This window comes from Mycobacterium sp. D16Q13 (assembly GCF_002013375.1).
Lineage (GTDB): Bacteria > Actinomycetota > Actinomycetes > Mycobacteriales > Mycobacteriaceae > Mycobacterium.
This window is the reverse complement of the sequence record NZ_MAEW01000026.1, coordinates 35937-58181: the sequence shown is the minus strand read 5'-3', so window position 1 is coordinate 58181 and position 22245 is coordinate 35937. Positions and strand designations below refer to the sequence as shown.

21 protein-coding genes are annotated in these 22245 nt (G+C 64.5%); 10 read left to right on the top strand and 11 right to left on the bottom strand.

Going from position 1 to position 22245, the window contains the following annotated elements; translation table 11 throughout:
* Positions 1–101: 101 nt before the first annotated feature.
* Together B4400_RS23220 and B4400_RS23215 are read left to right on the top strand one after the other, a co-directional pair.
* Positions 102–503: a guanyl-specific ribonuclease gene (locus tag B4400_RS23220; RefSeq protein WP_078312995.1), complete on the top strand. Its 402-nt coding sequence runs from the start codon at positions 102–104 to the stop codon at positions 501–503.
* Positions 500–805 (top strand): barstar family protein, encoded by a 306-nt coding sequence (locus tag B4400_RS23215; RefSeq protein WP_078312994.1) that lies wholly within the window; start codon positions 500–502, stop codon positions 803–805. The genes B4400_RS23220 and B4400_RS23215 overlap by 4 nt, the downstream gene beginning before the upstream one ends.
* Positions 806–870: 65 nt before the next feature.
* Here B4400_RS23215 and katG read toward each other — a convergent pair whose 3' ends face one another.
* From katG to B4400_RS23195, 4 genes are all read right to left on the bottom strand, one after another.
* A complete protein-coding gene (gene katG / locus B4400_RS23210) occupies positions 871–3087 on the bottom strand; it encodes a catalase/peroxidase HPI (protein ID WP_078312993.1) in 2217 nt (738 codons plus the stop codon).
* A 36-nt stretch (positions 3088–3123) separates the two neighbouring features.
* Complete coding sequence (locus B4400_RS23205; RefSeq protein ID WP_078313003.1) at positions 3124–3582, bottom strand: Fur family transcriptional regulator; 459 nt, start codon at positions 3580–3582, stop codon at positions 3124–3126.
* A gap of 152 nt (positions 3583–3734) precedes the next feature.
* Positions 3735–4142 carry a MarR family winged helix-turn-helix transcriptional regulator gene (locus B4400_RS23200; protein ID WP_078313002.1) on the bottom strand — a complete coding sequence of 136 codons (408 nt, stop codon included), beginning with the start codon at positions 4140–4142 and terminating at the stop codon, positions 3735–3737.
* Positions 4143–4316: 174 nt separating this feature from the next.
* Entirely contained in the window at positions 4317–4982 is a 666-nt protein-coding gene (locus B4400_RS23195; RefSeq protein ID WP_078312992.1) for a GNAT family N-acetyltransferase, read from the bottom strand.
* 243 nt (positions 4983–5225) lie between these two features.
* Here B4400_RS23195 and ripD point away from each other — a divergent pair, with 243 nt between their 5' ends.
* A complete protein-coding gene (gene ripD, locus B4400_RS23185) occupies positions 5226–5786 on the top strand; it encodes an NlpC/P60 family peptidoglycan-binding protein RipD (protein ID WP_057967767.1) in 561 nt (186 codons plus the stop codon).
* A gap of 24 nt (positions 5787–5810) precedes the next feature.
* Here ripD and B4400_RS23180 read toward each other — a convergent pair whose 3' ends face one another.
* Positions 5811–6257 (bottom strand): SRPBCC family protein, encoded by a 447-nt coding sequence (locus B4400_RS23180; protein ID WP_078312991.1) that lies wholly within the window; start codon positions 6255–6257, stop codon positions 5811–5813.
* A 109-nt stretch (positions 6258–6366) separates the two neighbouring features.
* On the opposite strand from B4400_RS23180, the gene B4400_RS23175 reads away from it, so the two are divergent.
* A complete protein-coding gene (locus B4400_RS23175) occupies positions 6367–7041 on the top strand; it encodes a (2Fe-2S)-binding protein (protein ID WP_078312990.1) in 675 nt (224 codons plus the stop codon).
* Between the two features lie 17 nt (positions 7042–7058).
* On the opposite strand, the gene B4400_RS23170 is transcribed toward B4400_RS23175, so the two are convergent.
* On the bottom strand, positions 7059–8540 hold the full coding sequence (locus B4400_RS23170; RefSeq protein ID WP_078312989.1) for a flavin-containing monooxygenase: 1482 nt from the start codon (positions 8538–8540) through the stop codon (positions 7059–7061).
* A gap of 131 nt (positions 8541–8671) precedes the next feature.
* Here B4400_RS23170 and B4400_RS23165 point away from each other — a divergent pair, with 131 nt between their 5' ends.
* Genes B4400_RS23165 through B4400_RS23155 form a run of 3 tightly spaced genes read left to right on the top strand, consistent with a single transcriptional unit; the run spans position 8672 to position 9583 of the window.
* Complete coding sequence (locus B4400_RS23165) at positions 8672–9028, top strand: hypothetical protein (protein WP_139361797.1); 357 nt, start codon at positions 8672–8674, stop codon at positions 9026–9028.
* A 44-nt stretch (positions 9029–9072) separates the two neighbouring features.
* Positions 9073–9306, top strand: coding sequence for a hypothetical protein (locus B4400_RS23160; protein WP_078312987.1), 234 nt, complete (start codon positions 9073–9075; stop codon positions 9304–9306).
* A 25-nt stretch (positions 9307–9331) separates the two neighbouring features.
* Positions 9332–9583: a hypothetical protein gene (locus tag B4400_RS23155; protein ID WP_078312986.1), complete on the top strand. Its 252-nt coding sequence runs from the start codon at positions 9332–9334 to the stop codon at positions 9581–9583.
* Between the two features lie 4 nt (positions 9584–9587).
* Here B4400_RS23155 and B4400_RS23150 read toward each other — a convergent pair whose 3' ends face one another.
* A complete protein-coding gene (locus B4400_RS23150) occupies positions 9588–10244 on the bottom strand; it encodes a maleylpyruvate isomerase N-terminal domain-containing protein (protein ID WP_078312985.1) in 657 nt (218 codons plus the stop codon).
* Positions 10245–10343: 99 nt separating this feature from the next.
* On the opposite strand from B4400_RS23150, the gene B4400_RS23145 reads away from it, so the two are divergent.
* From B4400_RS23145 to B4400_RS23135, 3 genes are all read left to right on the top strand, one after another.
* Positions 10344–10826 (top strand): hypothetical protein, encoded by a 483-nt coding sequence (locus B4400_RS23145; RefSeq protein ID WP_078312984.1) that lies wholly within the window; start codon positions 10344–10346, stop codon positions 10824–10826.
* 147 nt (positions 10827–10973) lie between these two features.
* A complete protein-coding gene (locus B4400_RS23140; RefSeq protein ID WP_078313001.1) occupies positions 10974–12221 on the top strand; it encodes an MFS transporter in 1248 nt (415 codons plus the stop codon).
* The gene (locus tag B4400_RS23135) at positions 12218–13588 is read left to right on the top strand and encodes an LLM class flavin-dependent oxidoreductase (RefSeq protein ID WP_078312983.1); all 1371 of its coding nucleotides are present in this window, start codon (positions 12218–12220) and stop codon (positions 13586–13588) included. The genes B4400_RS23140 and B4400_RS23135 overlap by 4 nt, the downstream gene beginning before the upstream one ends.
* Here the strand turns inward: B4400_RS23135 and B4400_RS23130 are convergent.
* The 4 genes from B4400_RS23130 to B4400_RS23115 all read right to left on the bottom strand — a co-directional run bounded on the left by B4400_RS23130 (position 13577) and on the right by B4400_RS23115 (position 22027).
* Entirely contained in the window at positions 13577–13867 is a 291-nt protein-coding gene (locus B4400_RS23130; RefSeq protein WP_078312982.1) for a hypothetical protein, read from the bottom strand. The two genes, B4400_RS23135 and B4400_RS23130, sit on opposite strands and share 12 nt — an antisense overlap.
* 166 nt (positions 13868–14033) lie before the next feature.
* Positions 14034–14870, bottom strand: a complete 837-nt coding sequence (locus B4400_RS23125) for a ChuX/HutX family heme-like substrate-binding protein (protein WP_078312981.1) — start codon at positions 14868–14870, stop codon at positions 14034–14036.
* Positions 14860–16602: a diflavin oxidoreductase gene (locus B4400_RS23120; RefSeq protein ID WP_078312980.1), complete on the bottom strand. Its 1743-nt coding sequence runs from the start codon at positions 16600–16602 to the stop codon at positions 14860–14862. Before B4400_RS23120 ends, B4400_RS23125 begins: the two co-directional genes overlap by 11 nt.
* Positions 16603–16609: 7 nt before the next feature.
* Entirely contained in the window at positions 16610–22027 is a 5418-nt protein-coding gene (locus B4400_RS23115; protein WP_078312979.1) for a glutamate synthase-related protein, read from the bottom strand.
* Positions 22028–22245: the final 218 nt, after the last annotated feature.

The window sequence follows — 22245 nt, the reverse complement described above, 5'->3', positions numbered from 1 at the left end:
ACTGGTCGAAGTCGAGCACGCGTCCACGCACAACGAATTGGCCGTGCTGCGGGGAAGATCGAGCTAGCGCTGTCGTCATCGACGGCAGTTCCAGCAGATGCATGCAGTACCGTCGAGGAATGTCGCCGTGTTTGCGCGCCGTCGGCGCCGCGCTCCTCGCGGTGGCGCTCATCGGTTGCACCGAGCCCTTGTCGGCGCGCGCCACCATCTCTCAGTGCAGCCTGGGCGAGCTACCTTCGGAGGCCACCGGAACCGTGGACCTGATCCATGCCGGCGGACCGTTCCCGTATCCCCGCAATGACGGCGTCGTGTTCCAGAATCGCGAGAGGATATTGCCCTCCGAGCCCCGCGGGTATTACCACGAGTACACGGTCCGCACTCCGGGCGGTAAGACCCGCGGCACGCGGCGCATCATCACTGGCGGCAATCCGCTAAACGATCCGCCGCACGTCTACTACACAGGCGATCACTACCAGTCATTCTGTGAGGTCGAAGGCGCATGAAGACCTATTTCGTCGATGGCTCCCGCGTGCGTACCCGGGAGGACTTCTTCACCGAGCTCGGCCGCGCGGTGAACGGGCCGGGCGGCTACTTCGGCGGCAACCTCGACGCCCTTGTCGATTGCCTTCGGGGCGGATTCGGCACCCCCGAAGATGAGCCGTTCCGGTTCGTTCTGCGGGACGCGACGCGCATCAAGTCAGCGGTGGGGAAGAGGGATTGGGACGCCATCGAGGAGATCTTCGAGGAGGCAGGCGTGCCGCTGACGACGCGTGCTCAGGCGAAAGACCCGGACGACAGGCCGTAACAAGTCCTGACACATAGCGCGATGGCCGGCCCCCGAAGAAGCCGGCCATCAACATGCTGCGAGTATCAGCGAACGTCGAACCGGTCCGCGTTCGACACCTTGACCCACGCCGCGACGAAGTCCTTGACGAACTTCTCCTTGGCGTCGTCCTGCGCGTAAACCTCTGCCAGAGCGCGCAGCTCGGAGTTCGCACCGAACACCAGATCCACCCGGCTCGCGGTCCACTTCGCCGAACCGCTGGCACGATCGGTTCCCACGTAGGTGCCGTCGCCGTCCGACGACGGCGTCCACTCGGTACCCATGTCGACCAGATTGACGAAGAAGTCGTTCGTCAATGTTCCGGGGTTGTCGGTGAGCACGCCGAGCTCGGAGCTCTGGTAGTTGGCACCCAGCACGCGCAGACCGCCGACGAGGACAGTCAGTTCGGGCGGGGACAGCGCCAGCAAGTTGGCCTTGTCGATCAACTTGTACTCGGCAGGAATCTGCGCTCCCTTGCCCAGGTAGTTGCGGAACCCATCGGCTGTCGGCTCCAGGTAGGAGAACGACTCGACATCGGTCTGTTCCTGAGTCGCATCGCCACGGCCGGGTGTGAACGGCACGGCGATATCGAAACCGGCATCCTTGGCCGCCTTTTCGACGGCGGCAGCGCCACCGAGCACGACGAGATCCGCGAACGAAACCTTCTTTCCTCCCGCGTTGAAGGACTCCTGGATGCCCTCGAGCGTGCGGATCACCTGGGCGAGCTCATCGGGCTCGTTGGATTCCCAGCCGGCCTGCGGCTGCAGCCGGATACGGCCACCGTTAGCACCACCGCGCTTGTCGCTGTTGCGATAGGAGGCCGCTGCCTTCCATGCGGTGGAAACCAGCTGCGGCACCGTGAGGCCGGAAGCGAGGATCTGCTTCTTCAGCTCGGCGACGTCATCGGCCCCGATGGTGGTGTCCGAGGCGGGGATGACGTCCTGCCACAGCAGGGTCTCCTTGGGCACCAGCGGACCGAGATAGCGGCTGACCGGCCCCAGGTCGCGGTGGATCAGCTTGTACCAGGCCTTGGCGTAGGCGTCGGCCAGCTCTTCGGGATGGTCGAGCCAGCGCCGGGTGATCCCTTCGTAGATGGGGTCGAAGCGCATCGATAGATCCGTGGTGAGCATCGAGGGATGCGTCTTGCCCGTGCCCTGGGCCGCCGGCACCGAGTTGGCCCAGCCGCCGTCCTTGGGCTTCCACTGATGCGCGCCGGCGGGGCTCTTGGTCAGCTCCCACTCGTTGCCGTACAGAATCTCCAGAAAGCTGTTGTCCCACTTGGTCGGCGTGTGGGTCCAGGTGACTTCCAGACCACTGCCGATCGCGTCATTGCCCTTGCCGGTGCCGAACGAGCTCTTCCATCCGATGCCCATCTGCTCCAGCGGCGCGTCCTCGGGAACCGGCCCGACCAGGCCGGCATCGCCCGCGCCGTGCGTCTTACCGAAGGTGTGGCCACCGACGATCAGCGCGGCGGTTTCCTCGTCGTTCATCGCCATCCGGGCGAAGGTCTCGCGGATGTCGATGGCGGCGGCCTGCGGATCCGGATTGCCGTTGGGGCCTTCGGGATTGACGTAGATCAAACCCATTTGCACCGCGGCAAGGGGGTTCTCCAGGTCGCGATCGCCGGTGTAGCGCTCGTCGCCCAACCAGGTGTGTTCGGGGCCCCAGTAGACGTCCTGTTCGGGCTCCCAGCGGTCCTCACGCCCGAACGCGAAACCGAAGGTCTTGAATCCCATGGTGTCCATGGCGTGGTTACCGGCAAAGACGATGAGGTCGGCCCAGGACAACGAGTTCCCGTACTTCTTCTTGACGGGCCACAGCAGGCGCCGCGCGCGATCGAGCAGCACGTTGTCGGGCCAGCTGTTCAGTGGGGCGAATCGCTGCATACCGGCGCCCGCGCCGCCTCGGCCATCGGCGACGCGATAGGTGCCCGCGGCATGCCACGACATACGAATGAACATCGGGCCGTAGTTACCGAAGTCGGCGGGCCACCAGTCTTGAGAATCGGTCAGCACCCTCTCGACATCGGCCTTGAGCGCGTCGACGTCGATCGTCTGGACGGCCTTGGCGTAGTCGAAGTGCTCACCGAGAGGGTTGGCGGCAGGAGGATTCTTCTTAAGGATTTGCAGGTTGAGCTGGGTGGGCCACCATTCGCGATTGGCGTTACCACCCTCGACCGGATAGTTGAGACGACCGCCCGCAACGGGGCAACCGTTCGATGGCTGGTTGTTCGCCTCTGCGATGGGCGGGTGTTCTTCAGGCACAGCGATCCTTTCGGGAGGGGGTGATGTGGGCTGTGATCACGTGTGTGATCCCGAAATTCGTGTGGGCGCTTGCGGGGAAGCGCAGTCGGGGCATAGGCCCCAATAGATGACCTCGGCCTCCTCGAGGACGAAACCGTTGTAGTCGGATGGGGTGAGACACGGTGCGGCACCGACGGCACAGTCGACGTCTGCGATGACGCCGCACGAGCGGCATACGACATGGTGATGGTTGTCGCCGACCCGCGATTCGTATCGTGCGACGGAGCCGGAGGGCTGGATCTTGCGCACCAGGCCCGCCGATGTCAGCGCCGCCAAGACGTCGTACACGGCCTGACGGGAGACCTCGGGCAGGCCGGTCCTGACGACACCAAAAACAGTCTCGGTGTCGGCATGCGGATGTGCTTCCACGGCTTCGAGAACGGCGACCCGGGGCCGGGTCACGCGCAGATCGGCAGTCCGCAACAGCGCCGCGTACTCATCCGATGTGAGGGCCACCACGTCAGTATGCCTCAATTATCTGGAATGAATCCAGGAAAACTGCAAAAGAGTTGGAAAGAGTTCACGACCCGCCTGACCAGCGCAAAGAAGCCGACACGGATCGTCAATAATGTTGACAGCGAGCGCTTTTGCACCCAGTAACGGGTGGATTACCTGGCCGACATAGTTTCGATCACGCCACCGAGCAGCCTGCGCAGCTGGGCGCGATCTTTATCTGTCATGTTGGCGAGTATCTCGTCGTCATCCTCGCGCAGAGTGGCGTCGGCACGCTCGAAGAGCTTCCGCCCTTTGGCGGTCAACTCAGTGGTCAGCACCCTGGCATCGGCCTGCCGGCGCGATCGGAGTACCAGGCCCGCCTCTTCGAGTGAGCGCTGGACCAGGCTTACCGCCTGGGGCGTGATGCGAAGCTCTGCAGCGATCTCAACGTTGGATATCCCCGGCTGCGCGGACAGCACGGCCAAGCACTCCATCTGCGGCACCGTCACACCGAAGTCGCGCACGATCGCCGAGGCTCGTGACCACAGCACTCGATAGATCTGAGACACCAGAATGCCCATCGGAGATTCCTCGTATGTGCTCATACCGCGCTAACAGTAGCGGACTTCGTCGGTGATCCACCGCCCGAACAGGTGCGGCCGGACGGCGTGTCGTCCAGAAAATTCACACCAATTCGTCAGTGTATCAAGCACATTGATCAACACTCTTGATGAGCGCCCGGCCTGCCTCGATACTCAGGAAGGGGCGGCCCCGGGCGCCCGCACCACCATGGGCACGGCGGGGAAGTAGGCCGCCATCACCGACCGGGATTTCCGCAAAGCCGCTGTGCCGTACCCCTTCTTTCGATGATCGGGATGAACCCAGATCCGCACGTTCACCTCGCCGTCCACCAGCTCCCCAAAGACTATGCCCACCTTGCTGGGCCCTTCGAATGCGACGAACCATGCCGCTTCCTCGTCGTCGATACGTGCGAGCGCCGCTCTCAACTCATCATCGAGACCGCCCGCCGGGGCGCCGGAACCGTCGCCCGCCTGGCCCACCTCTTCGGTGCGCGCCGCGAAGATATCGGCATCGGAGTCTCCGGAGAACGGTCGCAGTTCGAGGCTGTCGCCCGAGCTCGCGGGGCGCTCCAGAAGGGTGAAGGTGAGCTGACTGTTGAGATCCTCAAGTTCGGCGGCATTCTTGCGGCGCTCGTCCTTGGTCAGCTGGTCGAAGGACATGCCCATCACCGCTTCGCCACCCAGGTGCGAAGTTCCCAGCAATGTAGCGATCGCATCGATGGCGCTCTTTCGGTCATCGGCCTCCACAATCAGATCAAGCACTTCATGGCGCCGTTCGAACGCACTCGTGAGTGCGTCGGCAATCTCGCGGCGGGCGGCAAGGCGGTCGTGATCGGTCATGGCGTCAGCCTACGACCGGCGGGCCGACCGCGCTCAAGAAACGTTGAGCGCAACGGTTGACTTATCGCCGCACAGCGTCCCAGTGTCACCGTTCGGTCACAGTACGACAACTCATTGGCTATGTCGCAGAACCTAATTGGGATCTACACGGCGTCAACGGTAGAAAGGATCTTGGTGGTCATCGCCGGCCGGAAGGAACCACCCGGGAGCCAGAGTTCACGGCCGGAGAGAAGCGACAATCGAATGAAACGCACCTACGCAGTCCTGCTCGGCATCGCCCTGTTGTTCGCCACGCCGGGGCTGGCCGCCGCTGACGTCCACAGAAGCCCCGCCGACGCGCAGAAGGCCATTAACGCGGTGATCGCGAGGGGTCTGGCTCAGCGCGGCGTGCCGTTCACGTATGGGGGCGGTAACGCTGACGGACCGACCACGAGCACCGACACCGCGCCGGCCGCACCCGAGGCGGCGACGAGCCTGTTGGGATTGATCCCGGCCCCGGTGGCTACGCCCGCCCCGAAGGTTCCGGGATTCGACGCCTCCGGGCTCATGGTCTACTCCTACGCCGCCGCCGGCATCAAACTGCCCCGCCGGTCCGGCGACCAGTACGACTACAAAGGTGGCCGGAAAGTTCTTCCAGCACAGGCACTCCCGGGAGATCTCATCTTTTATGGCCCCAACGGGAGCCAGAGCGTGACGATGTTCTTGGGGAACAACCTCATGCTCGAGGCGTCCGAACCCGCGGTGCAGGTATCGCCGGTGCGCTTCAATGACATGGCCCCCTACCTTGTTCGCGTGATCGAGTAGTCACCAGCGCGACTTTCTGCGCGATCAACGCTCCCGCAGGAAGTCGTCAATCCGCTCCAGAACGGCGGGCCAGCCCACGAGACACAGCTGCCGGAACCGCATCTGGTCGTGGTCCTTCGGATTGAATCCGGTCGCTTCGACAGACAGTCGCGTGCCCTCCGAGTCCGGCTTCAGGATCCAGCGCGAGTCGATGACGATCGAACCGTCGCGGGTGGCCATTCGGTAGGCCAACACCTCATCGTCGACCACCTCAGTGAACCGGCCGTCGATCTCGCCGACGAATCCGCTTCCCACGAACGGGAAGACGTTAAACGAAAAGTCAAGTCCTGTCTCGTATTTCGTTGGCCCGAAGTCTCTGACCCACTGCCCGAATAGCTGTGGCGAGTTGAGTATCGACCAGACGCTATGGGCAGGATGCGAGTAGTGGTATTCAAAGTTGACAGTAGTGAGGTCCCCGACCTGCTCAGCCACCAAACACCCCTTTCGTGCACACCGCCTATCGATGCGGTGGACGCAAACAACTTAATCCGAATACCTCGCCCGCGCGTGATCTTGATCGTGCTGGTGGCATCATCGGCGTGTGAGCGCGGTTGAGCTGTCGGCCTTCGGGCCCTTCTTCACCGTCGAGGCCCATGACGCCGGGGAGGTACCGGTGCATCCGTGGCGTCCGATGGCGGAGCTGGCCGACGGATCGAGCGCACTCGCGGACCGGATCGACAGCGTGCGAGTCAGTCTCGCCGCACGCATGGCGATAAGCCCCGCCGACATCGATCCGCGGGTAGCGGCCTCCGTGGCTCACCTTGGCCTTGTCGCCCGCATCCTCGCGCCCACCGTTGCCGCCGCGACATGCGGTGAGCTGCGCATCTCGCAGGACTTGCGCGAGTTGTGGTGGCAGGACGCACTGGGCGGCCCGTTTCCGCTGTCAGTGGTCCTACGGGCGGGGGAGCACAACACCTCTGCCGGATCGGCCGTCGAATTGATAACTCGGGGCGTGATGGACCAATCCGGCGTAAGTCACCGCGTTCTGTGGGGAAACATCGGATCGGCCGTCAATAGCGCCGCGCGTCTGATTGCCTCATCGCGATCGGAGCTGACCGAGGCCGCCCGCGAAGTCGCCAACGCATACCTTCGCGACCAGCGCATCGACGACGGCACCCTGCGCGCGGGACCGGATTTCCGGAGGCGCAGCTGCTGCCTTATCTACCAGCTCACCGACGACCGTTCCGCGGTCTGCGGTGACTGTGTCCTCACCTAAATCTGCGACGAGCCGGGCTAGGCCAGCTGGTACGCCTCCAGCGGGAAGGACTCCTGCTCCTTGTACGCGCTGGCCGTCGAGGTCGGGCGCAGCAGCGCGGCCTCCCCGTGCTGATTGAAGTAGTAGCTTCGTGCCGTCTGGCAGCTGCCGAGGTAGAACACCGAATTGTCCAGGTTGCCAACCATGCGATTCAGGAATTCGGTGTTGGCCTCGTCGGTGACCTCGAAGGTCTCGGTGCCGGTGCGCGCCATCTCGCCGAAGAGCCGCTTGATATGCCGCATCTGGGACTCGATGGTGTCGAAGTAGGACAACCCGCTGTAGGAGTAGGGCCCGTTGAGCGTCAGCAGATTGGGGAACTTGGGGACCGCAATCCCCTCGAATGCCTGGAAACGATTGTCCCGCCAGAACTTTCCGAGGTTGTAGTCCTCACGACCGACCACCTCGAACGCGGGGAAGGCTGATTCCCACAGATTGAAACCGGTGGCCAGCACCAGGGTGTCGATGACCGTCTTGCGACCGTCCGCGGTGACAATGCCGTCGGGCTCGATGCGCTCGATCGATGCCGTCTCGAGACTCACGTTCTTCTTGCTGAACGCTCGGAAGTACGTGTTCGAGAAGGTTGGCCGCTTGCAGCCGAAGTCATAGTCGGGCGTCAGCTTGCGGCGCAGGTCGCGATCACGCACCTGCGCGAACAAATGCGCCTTGGCCAGCATCGCGGCCCCGTTGTTGGCCTGCCGGAACTGGCGGAAATGCAGCACTCCGCCCACCATGATCACCTCAAGGATCGCCGAACCCACTGTGCGAGCGATCTTTTGGGTACGTGGCACCTTGGCGAATAGCTTCTTGATCACGCCGGGGACCCTCGCGTCGGCCTTGGGTACGACCCAGATCGGGGTGCGCTGGTACACGGTGAGGTGTTGCGCATCCTTGGCCAGCTCAGGGATGAGCTGAACAGCGGTGGCGCCAGTGCCGATCAAACCAATCTTGTGGCCCGCGGCACGATAGCTGTTGTCCCACTTGGTGGTGTGGATGATCTTGCCGGCGAAGGATTCAATACCCTCGATATCGGGCATTTTCGGTTGCGACAGGTAGCCGGTGGCCGTGAGCAGGTACTTGCCGGTGACGGTATCGCCGGCTTCGGTGGCCACCACCCAGTGCTGGCCTTCCTCGTCCCAGCGCGCACCCGATACCGGGGTGTTGAAACGCATGTACTTGCGCAGATCGTGCTTCTCGGCGACGTGAGCGGCGTACTGCTTGAGCTCCGCGCCCGGCGCGAACAATCGGGACCAGTACGGGTTCGGCTCAAATGAGTACGAATAGGTAGCCGACGGGATGTCGACAGCCAGGCCGGGGTAGTGATTGACGTGCCAGGTACCGCCGAGATCATCCTCGCGATCCAGGATCGCCAGATTGGTCAGGCCCAGCTCCTTGAGCTGAATCGCTGCGCCCATCCCACCGAAACCGGCCCCGACGATCACGGCGTCAAACTGCGTTGTCATGTCCCAATGCTAGCCGCGAGCGCCGATAAATAGTTCGTCCGTCTAGATGTGCTCCACGCCACATGACACGATGTTTACTTGATAACACATAGTGTCATATGGTGGACCTCGTAACGAGAGGAGTCACACCAATGATCACCCAATGCGCAGGTCAACGCAGCAGAATGCCCGTCCTGGCGGTGTCCGCGACGGGATTCGCCGCGGCAGCGGTGATCGCGGCCGACGCCCTTTTCGGATCAGTGGTTGCCGTAGCGGGCCCGGCCGCGGTGGGCGGTGCCCAAGGCGTCATCGACATGCTCACCTCTGAGGGGTACCGCGTGATTGTCACCAAGGTCGGTGGCCGAGACATCGAGGACTGCACGGTGCGATCCATCCTGACCCAGTCTCCGGTGCACCACCTGCACACGAGCGATATCAGGCCGGCGCCGGCTCGCGGACAAGAACCCCCGGACTTCAAGATGGCCTACGTCACCCTCAACTGCGCCTAGACGAAGCAGTGCATACCCAGCGCGCGACAGAAGGGAAGCAATCGATGCTCGCCACCAATCTGGGCATATCGCTGGCCGCCGCATGTGCGGTCGTGGCTGTGCTCTTGCCTGCCGATGGCGCGCGCGTCCTGAATCCCGACCCACTTCAAACACCCTGCGACACAGATGAATTCGGGTACTGCGTGCCGGGCGGTACGAGTCCCCGCGTCCCGGAAGGCACCAACCCCGACGTCCCATGGGGAGTCAGCATTCAGAACTTCCCGTACGGACAGCACTGACCAGAACGATAGAAGGGTCCCGATCATGCAGATCAGACACATCGGAGGGCGCCGCGCCGCGCAGGCGCTGGTATCTATCGCCGTCGCCGTGGCGCTACCGATGCCCACACCGGCCCGGCGGGCACCCCTCGCCGGCGGCGAGACTCCCTGCCATGGACAGATCTTCTGCCCGGCAGGCGGCACCAATCCATGGCTTCCTTACGGGACCAACCCCTTAGTGCCCTGGGGTACCAACCCTCCTGCCATCGCCTACGACCCGAACTCGGCGTCGCGCTGACGACTCACCCGAGGAACACCGGAAACCTGCCCCCATCAGCCTCCAGCTGGCGGACCTGTGCTGGGGTCGGGGAGCGCCGCCCCGTCGCGATCAACAGAGCGTCGGTATCCGATAGCGCGAACGGAAACTCCTGCTCGGCTATCTGCTCCACCATCTGACGAGCCCGCGAGAGTCCCGCAGCGGGAGGACCGGCCACATCGGTCAGATGTGCGACAAGGTCGAGATGATGCAGCGTCCACTCCAGGACGTAGGCGTCGAGGTAATCACCCGCGGTGAGAATCTGTCCCTTCGTGGCCAGCGGCTGGTCCGGGTCGGCGAGCGACGCCGCACGCCCTGCGGCCGCGCCGAGATCGTCGAGATGGAAGGTGAGCAGACCGGGCTCCCGGTAGGCGGCGGCAAGCCGCACAATCAGCGCGTCCAGCGGATCTTGACCGCTCGGCGGTGCGTCCAGCACGTCCCAGTAGGTCAGGGCGTTGTGGGTTGGTGACGCGCCACTGGGGGTCGCGAGCGTGATCAGCACATCCTGGGCGTCGATGATCAGGTGACACACCAGATCGCGGACGAGCCACCCGGTGCAGCCGGAGGGCTGCGCAAACGCCTGGTCTTGCAGACCTGCGACCGCGGCACGCAGGGCAGCCCAGCTGTGGGTGAAGAGGTCCACGGCCGGAACCTAGCAGGACGGGCGACAAGTGGCACGGAACTGCCGGGGCCCCGCATCCGACCTCTACTCTCAGAGATGTTCGAAATTGGGAGGCATTGAGTGAAGACGCAGCGCCAGGACGTTGGGCTTGAGGACACGCTTCGCGCGATCGAGCGCGGCGTGCTTGAGGACGTCTGGATGAGCAGGCCACGCCGCTGGACCGCGCTAGTGGCGGCCATCGTCCTGGGACTGGCCGCGACGAGCCGCTGGTCAAACCTCGGTGCCCACGTCAGCCCGTCGCTGCATGTCGACGCGGTCGTGCCGGGGACATCGATCATGTTCCTGGCGGCATGCGTTGTCTCGCTCATCGCTCTGCGGCGGAGACACTTCCGGTGGTGCTGCGCGGCGGCGTACACCGCGGCGCTTGGCACGGTGACCAGTCTCGCCGCACTGTGGTGGCATCAGACCGCCGACGGGTCCGATCCGTTGGTATGGACGCTGCTCACCGCACTTTCCTCGGCGACTCTGACCGTGACGTGGCTCGCGACAATCCTTACCCCACTGGAGGATTCACAGCCCGATATGCGGGCTGGCGGCTTCTAGCCCTGCCGCTGAAATCCCGCCGAGCGCAAAGGTTCCCACCAGCCGCCGGGCAGTACACCATGGCGTCACGTGACCACCACCAGCGCGGCGCCTGCCGCCGACGCGAGCACGGGCAGTCCCGGTGCCCGCACCGTGGCGCTGAGTTGCATGGTCGGCACCACGATCGAGTGGTACGACTTCTACCTCTATGCGACGGCTGCAGCGCTTGTCCTCAAGCCGTTGTTCTTCCCGACCGTCTCACCGACCGCGGGCACGCTTGCCTCATTCGCCACCTACGCGGCAGGTTTCGGTGCGCGACCAATCGGAGCGGTGATCGCCGGGCATGTGGGAGACCGCTTGGGGCGTAAGGCTGTTCTCGTCGGCGCTCTGCTACTCATGGGCATCGCCACCGCGATCATCGGCGCCCTGCCGACCTATGCCGAGGTGGGTGTTCTCGCACCGGCGGCGCTGGCAGTGCTACGGGTACTGCAGGGCCTTGCTGCGGGAGCGGAATGGGGCGGGGCCGCCCTGCTATCGGTTGAACACGCCCCTGCCGGTCGCCGGGGCCTGTTCGGTAGCTTCACCCAGCTGGGCTCGCCCGCGGGAATGCTCTTGGCCACCGGGGTATTCGGTCTGACCCGCCTGCTCACCGGGCCGGAGGCGTTTCTCGCGTATGGCTGGCGGATCCCATTCCTCAGCAGTGTTGTCCTGGTCGTCATCGGACTGGCGATCAGGCTGCGGCTGAGCGAATCGGCGGTCTTCCGGCAGGTGCGCGAGCGCGGCGAGGTCGCGCGCCTGCCGGTGGTGGAGGTGATGCGCACACAGCCCCGTAATGTGCTGCTCACCACCGGCTTACGACTATCCCAGATCGCGTTGTTCGTGCTGTTGACGACCTACTCGCTGACGTACCTGCAGGACCTGTTCGGGAAGGACAGTCAGGTTGGGTTGACCGCCGTCCTGATCTCTTCGGCGATCGGCATCCTGAGCACCCCTGCGTGGGCGGCGCTCTCGGACAAGGTGGGCCGCCGCGCGCTCTATCTGTTCGGCGCCGCCGCCGGGCCGGTGGCCCTGACGCTGTTCTTCCTGGCCGCCGCGAGCGGGTCGAAAGTCCTCGTCGTGCTCTCCATTGTGTTCGGCATCAACATCGTTCACGACGCCATGTATGGGCCGCAGGCGGCGTGGTTCGCCGAGCTTTTCGACACCCGCGTCCGCTACAGCGGGGCATCCCTCGGCTACCAGATCGGTGCCGTGCTGTCTGGCGGGTTTGCCCCGTTGATCGCCGCGGCACTCCTGGCCGCCAATCACGGCAGCCCCTGGCTCATCGTCATCTACTACCTGGTGCTGGCGGCACTCACCTTCGCCTCGGCACGCGCCGCGCGCGAGACCTACCGCGATCGGATCGGAGATTCGCTATGAGCCGGATCTATCTCAACGCCTTCGACATGGCATGTGTCGGTCACCAGTCACCCGGCCTGTGGCGCCATCCCGAGGACCAGGGACACCGCTACCGCACGCTGAGCTATTGGACGGGGCTCGCCCGGTCCCTTGAGGCCGGGGGTTTCGATCTGCTGTTCCTCGCCGATGTGCTGGGCGCCTACGACGTCTTCGGCGGTTCACGGGATGCCGCCGTGGCCGATGCCGCGCAGTTCCCGGTCAATGATCCGACGTTGGCCGTCTCGGCGATGGCGGCAGTCACCGAAACACTCGGGTTCGGCATCACGCTGTCACTCACATACGAACAGCCGTATGCATTGGCCCGTCGTCTCTCAACGCTCGATCACCTCACCGAGGGGCGGGTCGCCTGGAACATCGTGACTTCTTATCTCGACAGTGCGGCAAGGAATTTGGGGCTGGACGCGCAGATACCGCACGATCAGCGCTACGACATCGCCGACGAGTACCTGCAGGTCTGTTACAAGCTCTGGGAGGGCTCCTGGGAGGCCGGCGCGGTGGTGCGTGACCGCGCACGCGGTATCTTCACCGACCCCGCCAAGGTCCACGACATCGAGCACCGCGGCCGGTACTTCACCGTTCCCGGACCATTCCTGTGCGAACCGTCCGCACAGCGCACGCCGGTGCTGTTCCAGGCCGGTACCTCACCGCGCGGAGTCCGATTCGCGGCCGCGCACGCTGAAGCGGTGTTCGTGTCGGGCCCGACGCCCGAGATGGTGCGGGGGCCGGTGCGGGCACTTCGCGACGAAGCCGCCCGGCTGGGCCGCGACCCCCGGTCCATCAAGGTATTCACGATGGTGACGCCGATCGTCGCCGAGACCCACGACCTGGCAGTCGCCAAATTGCGCCAGTACCGCCAATTCGTCAGCACCGCTGGCGCATTGGCACTGTTCGGCGGCTGGACCGGCGTCGACCTCGCCGAACTGGACCCCGACGAGCCACTGCGTCATGTCGAGACCGATGCCAACCGTTCGGCATTGGCCTCGTTCACCAAGGACCCGAGCCGAACCTGGACAACGCGGGAACTGGCGCAGGAAATCGGGATAGGCGGGCGCGGACCGGTTCTCGTCGGCTCGGCCTCCGGTATCGCCGACGAACTGGAACGCTGGGTCGACGAGGCGGACGTCGACGGGTTCAACGTCGCGTACGTGACCACACCCGGGACCTTCGTCGATTTCGCCCGTTTCGTCGTGCCCGAGCTGCGCCGCCGCGGGCGGGTGCCGCATCATCGCGAAAGGCACACGCTGCGTGAGCATCTCGGCGGTCACGGCCCACACCTGGCCGACGGCCACCCAGGCACTTCGTACCGACGGGCGGGACTACCCGGCTGAGAGGGTCGAGTGGTCACCGAATCGATCGCTGAGCGCCACGAGCAGCTGGTCGAGGGCGGCCAGTTCCGCACGCTTGGCGCCGACGAGCCGGTGCAGGCGCGAGAGGCTGGATGGCTTGCCGCTCTGTCTTCTTCGCTCCAGAGAGGCGAGATGGTCGTCCAATTCCCGCCGTGCCACCGAACGCAGCTCTCCGATGACATCCTGGTAGTACTGCGCCTGTCGCAGGTCCGCGTTCCGACCGGGCAGAATCGGATCGCCGATCTTGGCCAGGCTGCTCACGGTTCACGGCCCATGTTGCACACTCCTGGTGTCGCTCTCATGCGGACACGCTAGGGCCGCACAATTTCCCGGACGCTGCCCCCAATTCACCGGGACATCTCAATCTGTTCACACGCCAGCGACCGGCCGCTGTGAGCAAAGCGCCGAAACATCCGCCCTGCGTCGGTCAAACACCGGCCGGCAGCGAGGCAACCATGTGCTCCCATGCCTGGTGCAGTCGGGCCGTGATCGGCCCGGTCTGTGTAATAGCGGTGACACAACGGTGGCTGTGGTCGTACAGCTCCACCGAGGAGGTCAGCCCCTGGGTGCCGTACGCATGCGTTACCCAGCTCTCGGCGACGAACACCGGGTCCATGGCGTACCGCGAGGCACCGAAGATGACGGCGATATGCGCGCCTGCCTGTTCGACCATCGCGGCGTGGCCGCGGTGCAACTGGACACAGCCACCGCCGGGGACCGCGACGGTAAACGGCATGTCCACATCGACGAGGTGGGCCAGGAGATGAGGCACAACCGCGGAATCGATCGTGCGGGCACCGGTAAAGGGGAGCACCCGGTAACGCCCAGGGGTGAGGGCGTCGAGATGGGTGAGCTGGTCGGTGTCTCGCCAGCTGACGTCCGACCAGTCCGTGACGGGGAACGCCTCCGGATCGGGCGCTGGCGCCAGTTCGAGCGCGCTGACCGTCAGGCGGTCCGAGAGCGGCGTGAGATAGGCACGGTGGGTGCCCGTGTCACCGACTATCGTCAGCCCCCGTGGAGCGAGGAACGCCTCGCGCACGAGGGCCGGATTCAGCCGCAGCGCAACATATTCGTCATCGCAGCTGAGCGCATCGCCCGGAAATGAGGGTTCGAGGTACTCGCCGGTGTGGCTCAGCAGGGCGGCGTCGTTCGCGGTGACCGCGACGACCGTGCCGAGCGCGGGTAGTGCTTCGGCGATGGCCCTGGGCCCCGCCACGATCCGTCGGGCGGGGCAGTGTTCGCAACGCCGGCCGTCAGTACACATCGCGGACGTACCGCTTTTCCCGCTTGAGGGTGTTGACGTACTCAGAGGCTTCGTCGGGGCTCAATGCGCCGTGCTCACCGACGATCTCGTGCAATGCCTTGTCCACATCCTTGGCCATGCGCGTGGCATCGCCACACACATAGAAGTGCCCACCGTCCTGGAGCCATGTGAACAGATCCCGGCCGTGCTCGCGCATCCGCGTCTGTACATAGACCTTCTGCGCTTGGTCGCGAGAGAACGCCAGGTCCAGGCGGCTGAGGAGTCCGGAGGCATGCCAGCCGTCCAGCTCGTTCTCGTAGATGTAGTCATGCTCCCGGTGCTGGTCACCGAAGAACAGCCAGTTACGGCCACTGGCACCACGTTGCTCCCGTTCCTGCAGGAACGCCCGGAATGGTGCTACGCCGGTGCCGGGGCCCACCATGATCATCGGAGCGTCATCGTCGGTGGGCACCCGGAATGACTTGTTGGGCTGCAGGAAGATTCGGGCACTGCTGCTGCGGTCAGCCAGGAAGGTGGAACATACGCCGCCGCGCTCGCGGCCCAAGCTCTGGTAGCGGACGCTGGCCACCGTCAAATGGATGCGGTCGGGATGGGCCAGCGCGCTGGACGAGATCGAGTAGGCGCGGTGCGGAAGCGGTTTGAGGAGTCCGACGAACTCTTCAAGGCTGAGCGCATCCCCGCCGATACGCAGGATGTCCAGGATGTCCTTGCCGTACAGCCAGGCGTCCAGCACCTCCTTGACCCCGCCGCGCAAGGCGTGTGAGAACTCCTCGCTCTCCGCGCGGCTCTCCACCTCGCTCAACAGATCCCGTGACGGCGTACTGATCTCGTAGCGTGCGCCCAGCAGCTCGCCCAACGGCTCGCCGTCGACAAGCGTGCCGACAGAGACACGGAAGTGATCGGCGATCGCCTCCACAAGTGCCGGGTCGTTCTCCGGGATGACCGCAAGGGCATCGCCGGCCTCGTACACGATTCCGCTGTCTGCGAGCGCGAACTCGAAATGCCTAATTTCCTTGTCTGAACCGGCCCGTGAGAGCAGCCTGTTGACCCGTACCTCCGCGGAGAATGGGTTCTTCCGGGTCCACCCGGATCGTGCCGCGATACTCGGCGGGGGAGTGCCGGGACCGCCGCTGGCCCCGGCCAGGGTCGCCAGGCTCCCTACCGCCCCCAGCACCCATTCCGCGGCCTGCGCCTCGTAGTCGATATCGCAGTCGGTGCGCCCCACCACCCGGCTCGCGCCGAGTTGTTCGAGCCGGGTGTCGATGAGCTTGCCCGCCTGGCAGAAGCCGTCATAACTGGTGTCGCCGAGCGCGAGCACTCCGTAGGACACCCCTTCGAGCCGCGGCGCCAGTGCCGAAGACAGTGCTTCCCAGAACAATTCGGCATTGTCGGGCATCTCGCCCTCGCCATAGGTGGACGTGACGATGAGGACGTATTTCAGCCCGGCGAATTCGTCGAGTGCTATCTCGTCGAGTCCGCTGACCGTGGCGTCGAATCCTTGCGCCTTGGCGGCCGCGGCGATGTCACCGGCCACGCCTTCGGCGTTGCCGGTCTGCGTGCCGTAGAGAACCCGCAGCGGCGGCCGCGGAGCTGCCAGGTCTGCGGTGGCAGCCGGAGGCGGAGCCGCCAGGTTCATGGCAAGGCGGGAATGCAGCCCCGCCAGGAAGCCCGAGAGCCAGGCGCGCTGGTCCTCGTTGAATGGGGCGTCTTCGGGAATGTAGGCGATCTTCATGGCTTCTTCACGTGGTCTGGAGGGACGGTCCGGAGAGGGCGACGACAGGCAACGCCTGATGTGCGAATAGCTCTTCGAAGGAAGGCAGACGGCCGATCTTGTCCAGGTTCTTGGCGCTCTGGAAGAGGATCCAGCCATAGGTGCCGGGGCTGTCCATTGACAGGACATTGCGCTGGTTCAGCGCGTCCTTGTAGTCGGTAAGGCGCTTGTCCGCGATGAGCACGGCCAGGTCCTCGTCGCTGTATCCGTCGATTGCCTCCCTCGCATACTTCTGCAGCTTCTGGATCAGGAAAAAGTCTTCGGTCAGCACGAGATTGCGCACCGCCTTGTCGATCCGCGGATCCGTCACCTCCGTGACGTTCGCCATCCTCGATAGTGCGAGCTGCTGTGCCATGTTCAGGACCGTGTAGGTGTTGAGCAGCGCGTACATGCCCTCGGTATCGGTGTCGCCATAGGCGGGCACAGATCCACCGAGGACATCGCGCTGGTCGCGATACGACCGCTTCAACTTATGCACCTGGTAGCCGGCCAGGGCAGCGGTGAGCTCGTCCAACAGCTCCTTGCGTGTCTTGCCGTGCAGAATGGCGTCGGAATCCTGGTATTGCAGCAGAGCCCGCGACATCGTATAGACCAGGTGCTCTCGAGTGGACTGCCAATCATCAAGTAAAGCCTGACCTTTGGCCGATCCGGTAGCCGATACATGCCATTCGAGCAGGATGCGTGCGGCCGCCTCGTGGAACGGCGCATCGGTGACGGGCAGTACCAGTACCGAGTCGGTGCTTACCTTCGACGGCAGTTCGCCCAGTGGGTCGTACTGATACAGGAAGCCGCCGCTCATCCCATTCGCGACGCCCTTACCAAAGCCACCGATGTTGAGAACAGCTCCGTTTGTCATGTATTCGCACAGGAATTCGCCGACTCCTTCGACCACCGCTGTGGCACCCGAGTTTCGAACGGCGAAGCGGTCGCCGGCCTGACCCTCGACAAAGAGTCGGCCGCCGGAGGCGCCGAACAGTGCGAAGTTACCGATGAGAACGTTGCCTCCGGCGGCATCCGAACCGCCGCCCGGCGAGCGCACCGTGATCGTGCCGCCGCAGGCGCTCTTGCCGACGCCGTCGTTACAGGTGCCCGTGTGCGTCAGCACCATGCCGTCGTTACAGAAGACGCCGTAGCTCTGGCCCGCCGAACCGGTGGTGGTGATGGTGACGCTCTCCGGCAGCAGATAACGGCGGCCGCGCTCGTCGGCGGCAACCGCGGATCCGTCCGCCCCCTGGTAGTTGAGCATCCGCTCGATGTCGATCGCGAGCTGCCCGCCCACGCTCTTGTTCTGATTGGTCAATCCCATGGGCGGCAGTACCGCGCCGTCAAGATCGAGCTGGGCGGCGAACGCGTCGTCCACCGAGTAGTCCTTCTCCATGTACACGGGGTTCTCGACGACGAATTCCTCTGCCACCGCGAGCATTCGGCGCAGATCGAGGGTGCCGATGCTCGAGGGATGGTCCAACAGGTGCAGCAGGTCGCTGCGCCCGCGCGCTTCGCGCAGTGTCCGCAGGCCGAGGGCCGCCAGGATCTCCCGCACCTCATGCGCGATGTTCAGCAGATACTGGGCGAGCGCGCGTGGGTCACCCTCGAACACCTCGGCGTTGGTCGTCAACCCGGCGGGGCACTTGATGTTGCAGTTCTTGGCCATGACGCACTTGAGCATCATCAGCGCGGTGGTTCCGAACTCGAAGCTGTCCGCGCCCAGCAGCGCCGACTTGATGACGTCACTGGCGGTCTGGTGCGCACCCGAGCAGCGCAGCACCACCTTCTGCCGAATTCCGTTGGCGCAAAGCGCCTGATGTACTTCCGCGACGCCGATCTCGGCGGACCGGCCCGCGTACTTGAGGCTTGTCACGGCAGCCGCGCCGGTGCCGCCGGTGTTCCCGGCGACGTTGATGACGTCCGCACCGGCCTTCGCGACACCCACCGCGATCGTGCCGATGCCCTCCGAAGACACCAGCTTCACGATCACCCGGACGCGCGCGGCCTTGCAATCGTGGATGAGCTGGGCAAGATCCTCGATCGAGTACGTGTCGTGATGGGGTGGGGGAGAGACGAGTTCAACGCCAGGGGTGCCGCCGCGTGCCGCCGCGATCTGCACGGTCACCTTGGGCGCAGGAAGCTGCCCGCCCTCACCGGGTTTGGCGCCCTGACCGATCTTGATCTCCAACTCCTGAAGCATCGGGTCGGCGAGGTAACCCGCCCACACCCCGAAGCGGCCCGACGCGAACTGCTTGATACGAGAGCCGCGGATGGTTCCGTAACGGCTGATGTGCTCGCCGCCCTCACCACAGTTCGACAGGCCGCCAACCAGGTTGGTTCCATGCGCCACCGCCTCATGCGCCGGGGCAACCAACGCGCCGTGGCTCATGGCTCCCGATGTCAGCGTCGGCGTGATCTCGCTGGCCGGCTGCACCGAGGACAACGGAACCGACTCGGGGGCCGTCCTGATCTTCGCCAGGTAGATCGCCGCCTGACCTGTCGCACGCACCCGCAGCTCGTCGCCGACGATCTCCTGGCCGGTGATGTCGCTGCCGAACCGCACGCGCAGCGAGGCCGCAAGAGCCGCCAGCCGTTCGTGGGTGTGCGCGAGCCGCAGGACGAACTCGTCGTCAGTCTGCTGGCAGGACAGGCCACGCACCTGAAAGTCGTTGTTCCCAAACCGGGCGAATTGCCCCATTTCCCTGCGGAACTCATTGGCCGTACGCACGAAGTTGACGTCGGCGGGCAGGGCCAGCACGTCGCGAAGAGCGGCTGGGCGCCGGGTACGTTCCGTGTTCATTGCCCGGACGAAGCTGCGGTAACCGGGCGTAATGTCGAAACTGTCGACGGCACGTGCGGGCAGCTCGTCAAAGCTGTTGTTGCGGTAGGCACCATCGTCCAGGCCGAACGCACCCTCGAGCTGGTGCAATGGCAGCAGCCGCAGGTAGGTTGGGTCGGCCATGTCGGGGTTATCCGGGCGCGCGTCGTCCCCGAACGAGATTTCTTCCTCGGTCATGTCCACGAACCCACGCACGGCTGTCGTCCCGTACGAGTGGCCGGCGCCTTCGGCCCGCTCCTTGAACAGCCCGAGTAATGGAACGTCCTTCTCACCTGTTACCGCCAGTGCCCGCGCATGCCAATCGGCGACCGCCGCCGCCAGCGTGGAGAATCCGACACCGGCGACCGGTGACGTCACATTGGGGAAGTACCTGTGCAACACCGGATCCGACGTGTCCAGATAGTTGGGCTCGAAGAACTCTCCACCGATGTAACTCTCGACGGTACAGAGACCGACCCGGCCCATCGTCTTCATCAGGGATTTCTCGGCTGCCTTGGCGAAATGCTTGAACGCCTTGTCAGCATCGGCGCCGTACTTTTCCTCTGCCCGCATCTGCACCGCGAGCGGATACACCGCCGAAGCTCCGAAGCCCAGCACAGCGGCCACGTGATGGGAGGAGCACAGTTGCCCACTCTCGGCGATCAGCGAAACGCGCAGCCGCAGGCCCTCTTCGATCAGCCGCTGGTTGATGGCGGAAATCACGATGATGAGGGGCATCGCGGCGCGATCACTGGAGACATGGCGATCGGAGATGACGGCAATACCGCCAGTTTCCCGGGCGAATTCCTCTACCGCATCGCATAATTCATCGATAGCCAGCACGATCCGCTCGGCGTTCGACTCAGGGTTGGACAGCTCGACTCGGTAGCGCATCCCGAAACGCCGCACCGGGGTGCCTTGCTGCTCGCGGATCTTGAGCATGTCGAGATGAGTGAGGACGGGGGAGGGCACCACGATCTGCGGTGCGGGCTGTGCCCCGCTGTTGGGTTTCGCGCCAAGCGCGACACGCAAGGTCATTCCATCCGCCTCGCGGATGGAGTCCAGCGGCGGGTTGGTCACCTGAGCGAATCGCTGCGAGAAGTATTTCGCAACGCCGCCTTCCTGATTGGAGAGCGCGTTGATGGCCGCGCCGTATCCCATCGCGGAGATCTTTTCCTGGCCGGTGGCCAGCATCGGATCCATCAGGAACTTGAAGCTCTCCTGGTTGAGCGAATAGGCCACGTACCGCTGGTGCCGGTCGAGGTCACCGTCATACCGTGCCGGCGAACCCTGGCCCAAGGGGGGCACATGGGGCAGATCGGCGATGTTCACGCGGGCCTGCGCCAGCATGGTGGGGTAATCATGGCGCGCGGCAAGCTTTTCCAGCGCTTCAACAGTGCCGTAGGACCGACGCTCGGCGTGGTCGTAGTAGCGCATGCCGCCGGCTTCGATGCGGCCACGCTCGAGCACCGTGTCGGGGTCAAAGTAGATCTGGCCGGCCTCGGACATCACCCCCAGGTACTCGGCCGTCTCGACGGTGCGCAGCGGCCGAAGGCCCAGCCGGTCCAGGCGTGCGCCGATGATGGTGCCGTCTCCGAAGATCAACGCGGCCGGGCCGTCGTTCTTCTCCTCGTAGAGGCTGAAGTACTCCAGCATGGCCGTCACTTCGGGCGAGAGTGTCGTGTCGTTCTCCCACGCGGGCGGCATCATCGCGACAACGGCGGTGACAAGATCGAGGTCATCCTCGAGCACACGGCTCTGGAGGGTCTGGTCCAGCCGGCAGCTGTCCGATTGCCCTACCGGGCGAATGATCGCTCGATTACGGGCGCGTGCCATAGCGTTTTCGGATAGGCGATTTTTCTTGTCGGTGTTGAGCTCACCGTTGTGCGCCATCAACCGGAACGGCTGGGCCATGGTGGCATTCGGCGCGGTGTTCGTCGAGAACCGCGTGTGGAAGAACATCGAGTGCACTTCCATGCGCGGGTCGGATAGGTCACTGAAGTAGGGCACCACTTCATTCGAGTTAAGGCGCCCCTTGAGAACCTGAGTCTGCGTGCTGAGCGAGAGTGGGTACAGCCCTAGCAATTCCGGGCGTGTGTAGCCGACAGCTTCGATCGCCATCAGCGCCTCATGCGTCTTGCGGTCGGAGTCGGAGAGGAACACCCACTGCCGTATCGGCAGCTGATATCTGATGGCTGCCGGGCGGATCGCCGCATTGTTCACCGGCACATCGCGTTTGAGCAGAATCGTGAATCCCTGGGCGAGCAGTGCCTGCTCGATGACCGCCTCGGCCTCGGGGTGGAACGCCGGGTCATTGGGCAGGAAGAAGTTGCCCACGCCGAACTGGCCCGGTCGCAAGCCGGGATCACCCGTCAATTCGGAGAAGAAGCGCAAGGACAGGTCCATGTTGACACCGGCTCCGTCACCGACACCTTCGGAAGACATCCCACCGCGGTGCGGAACGGCGCAGAGCGCCTCGTGGAGCATCCGCACTACGTCGTGTGTCTGCACGCCGTCCTTGCGGGTCAGGAAGCCGACGCCGCAGCTACTTTTCTCCTGGCTCTGGTCATACAGCCCGTTCAGCCGATTCTCCTTACCCAGCGCCGCGCACGGCGTATCCAGCGTGTGACGTTGGGTCTCTCGTTCGTTGAGCGAACCCGCCCTGACCAGTGCTCGGCATGGTCACGACCCGATAGAAGCCGGCAATCCGGCCCTTTGGGGTCAATTAAACCAAGCCTAGCCTAAGTCAATAAGGTCTGATAGCCAGCGGGATATACCTCACACTGACTACCAGGCTTAGC

Bases quoted from the DNA above. Each gene is read 5' to 3' on its own strand.
- B4400_RS23220 (WP_078312995.1), top strand. From the start codon at position 102: ATGCAGTACCGTCGAGGAATGTCGCCGTGTTTGCGCGCCGTCGGCGCC.
- B4400_RS23215 (WP_078312994.1), top strand. From the start codon at position 500: ATGAAGACCTATTTCGTCGATGGCTCCCGCGTGCGTACCCGGGAGGAC.
- B4400_RS23200 (WP_078313002.1), bottom strand. From the start codon at position 4,142: ATGGGCATTCTGGTGTCTCAGATCTATCGAGTGCTGTGGTCACGAGCC.
- B4400_RS23195 (WP_078312992.1), bottom strand. From the start codon at position 4,982: ATGACCGATCACGACCGCCTTGCCGCCCGCCGCGAGATTGCCGACGCA.
- ripD (WP_057967767.1), top strand. From the start codon at position 5,226: ATGAAACGCACCTACGCAGTCCTGCTCGGCATCGCCCTGTTGTTCGCC.
- B4400_RS23170 (WP_078312989.1), bottom strand. From the start codon at position 8,540: ATGACAACGCAGTTTGACGCCGTGATCGTCGGGGCCGGTTTCGGTGGG.
- B4400_RS23165 (WP_139361797.1), top strand. From the start codon at position 8,672: ATGATCACCCAATGCGCAGGTCAACGCAGCAGAATGCCCGTCCTGGCG.
- B4400_RS23160 (WP_078312987.1), top strand. From the start codon at position 9,073: ATGCTCGCCACCAATCTGGGCATATCGCTGGCCGCCGCATGTGCGGTC.
- B4400_RS23155 (WP_078312986.1), top strand. From the start codon at position 9,332: ATGCAGATCAGACACATCGGAGGGCGCCGCGCCGCGCAGGCGCTGGTA.
- B4400_RS23140 (WP_078313001.1), top strand. From the start codon at position 10,974: ATGGTCGGCACCACGATCGAGTGGTACGACTTCTACCTCTATGCGACG.
- B4400_RS23135 (WP_078312983.1), top strand. From the start codon at position 12,218: ATGAGCCGGATCTATCTCAACGCCTTCGACATGGCATGTGTCGGTCAC.
- B4400_RS23125 (WP_078312981.1), bottom strand. From the start codon at position 14,870: ATGTGTACTGACGGCCGGCGTTGCGAACACTGCCCCGCCCGACGGATC.
- B4400_RS23120 (WP_078312980.1), bottom strand. From the start codon at position 16,602: ATGAAGATCGCCTACATTCCCGAAGACGCCCCATTCAACGAGGACCAG.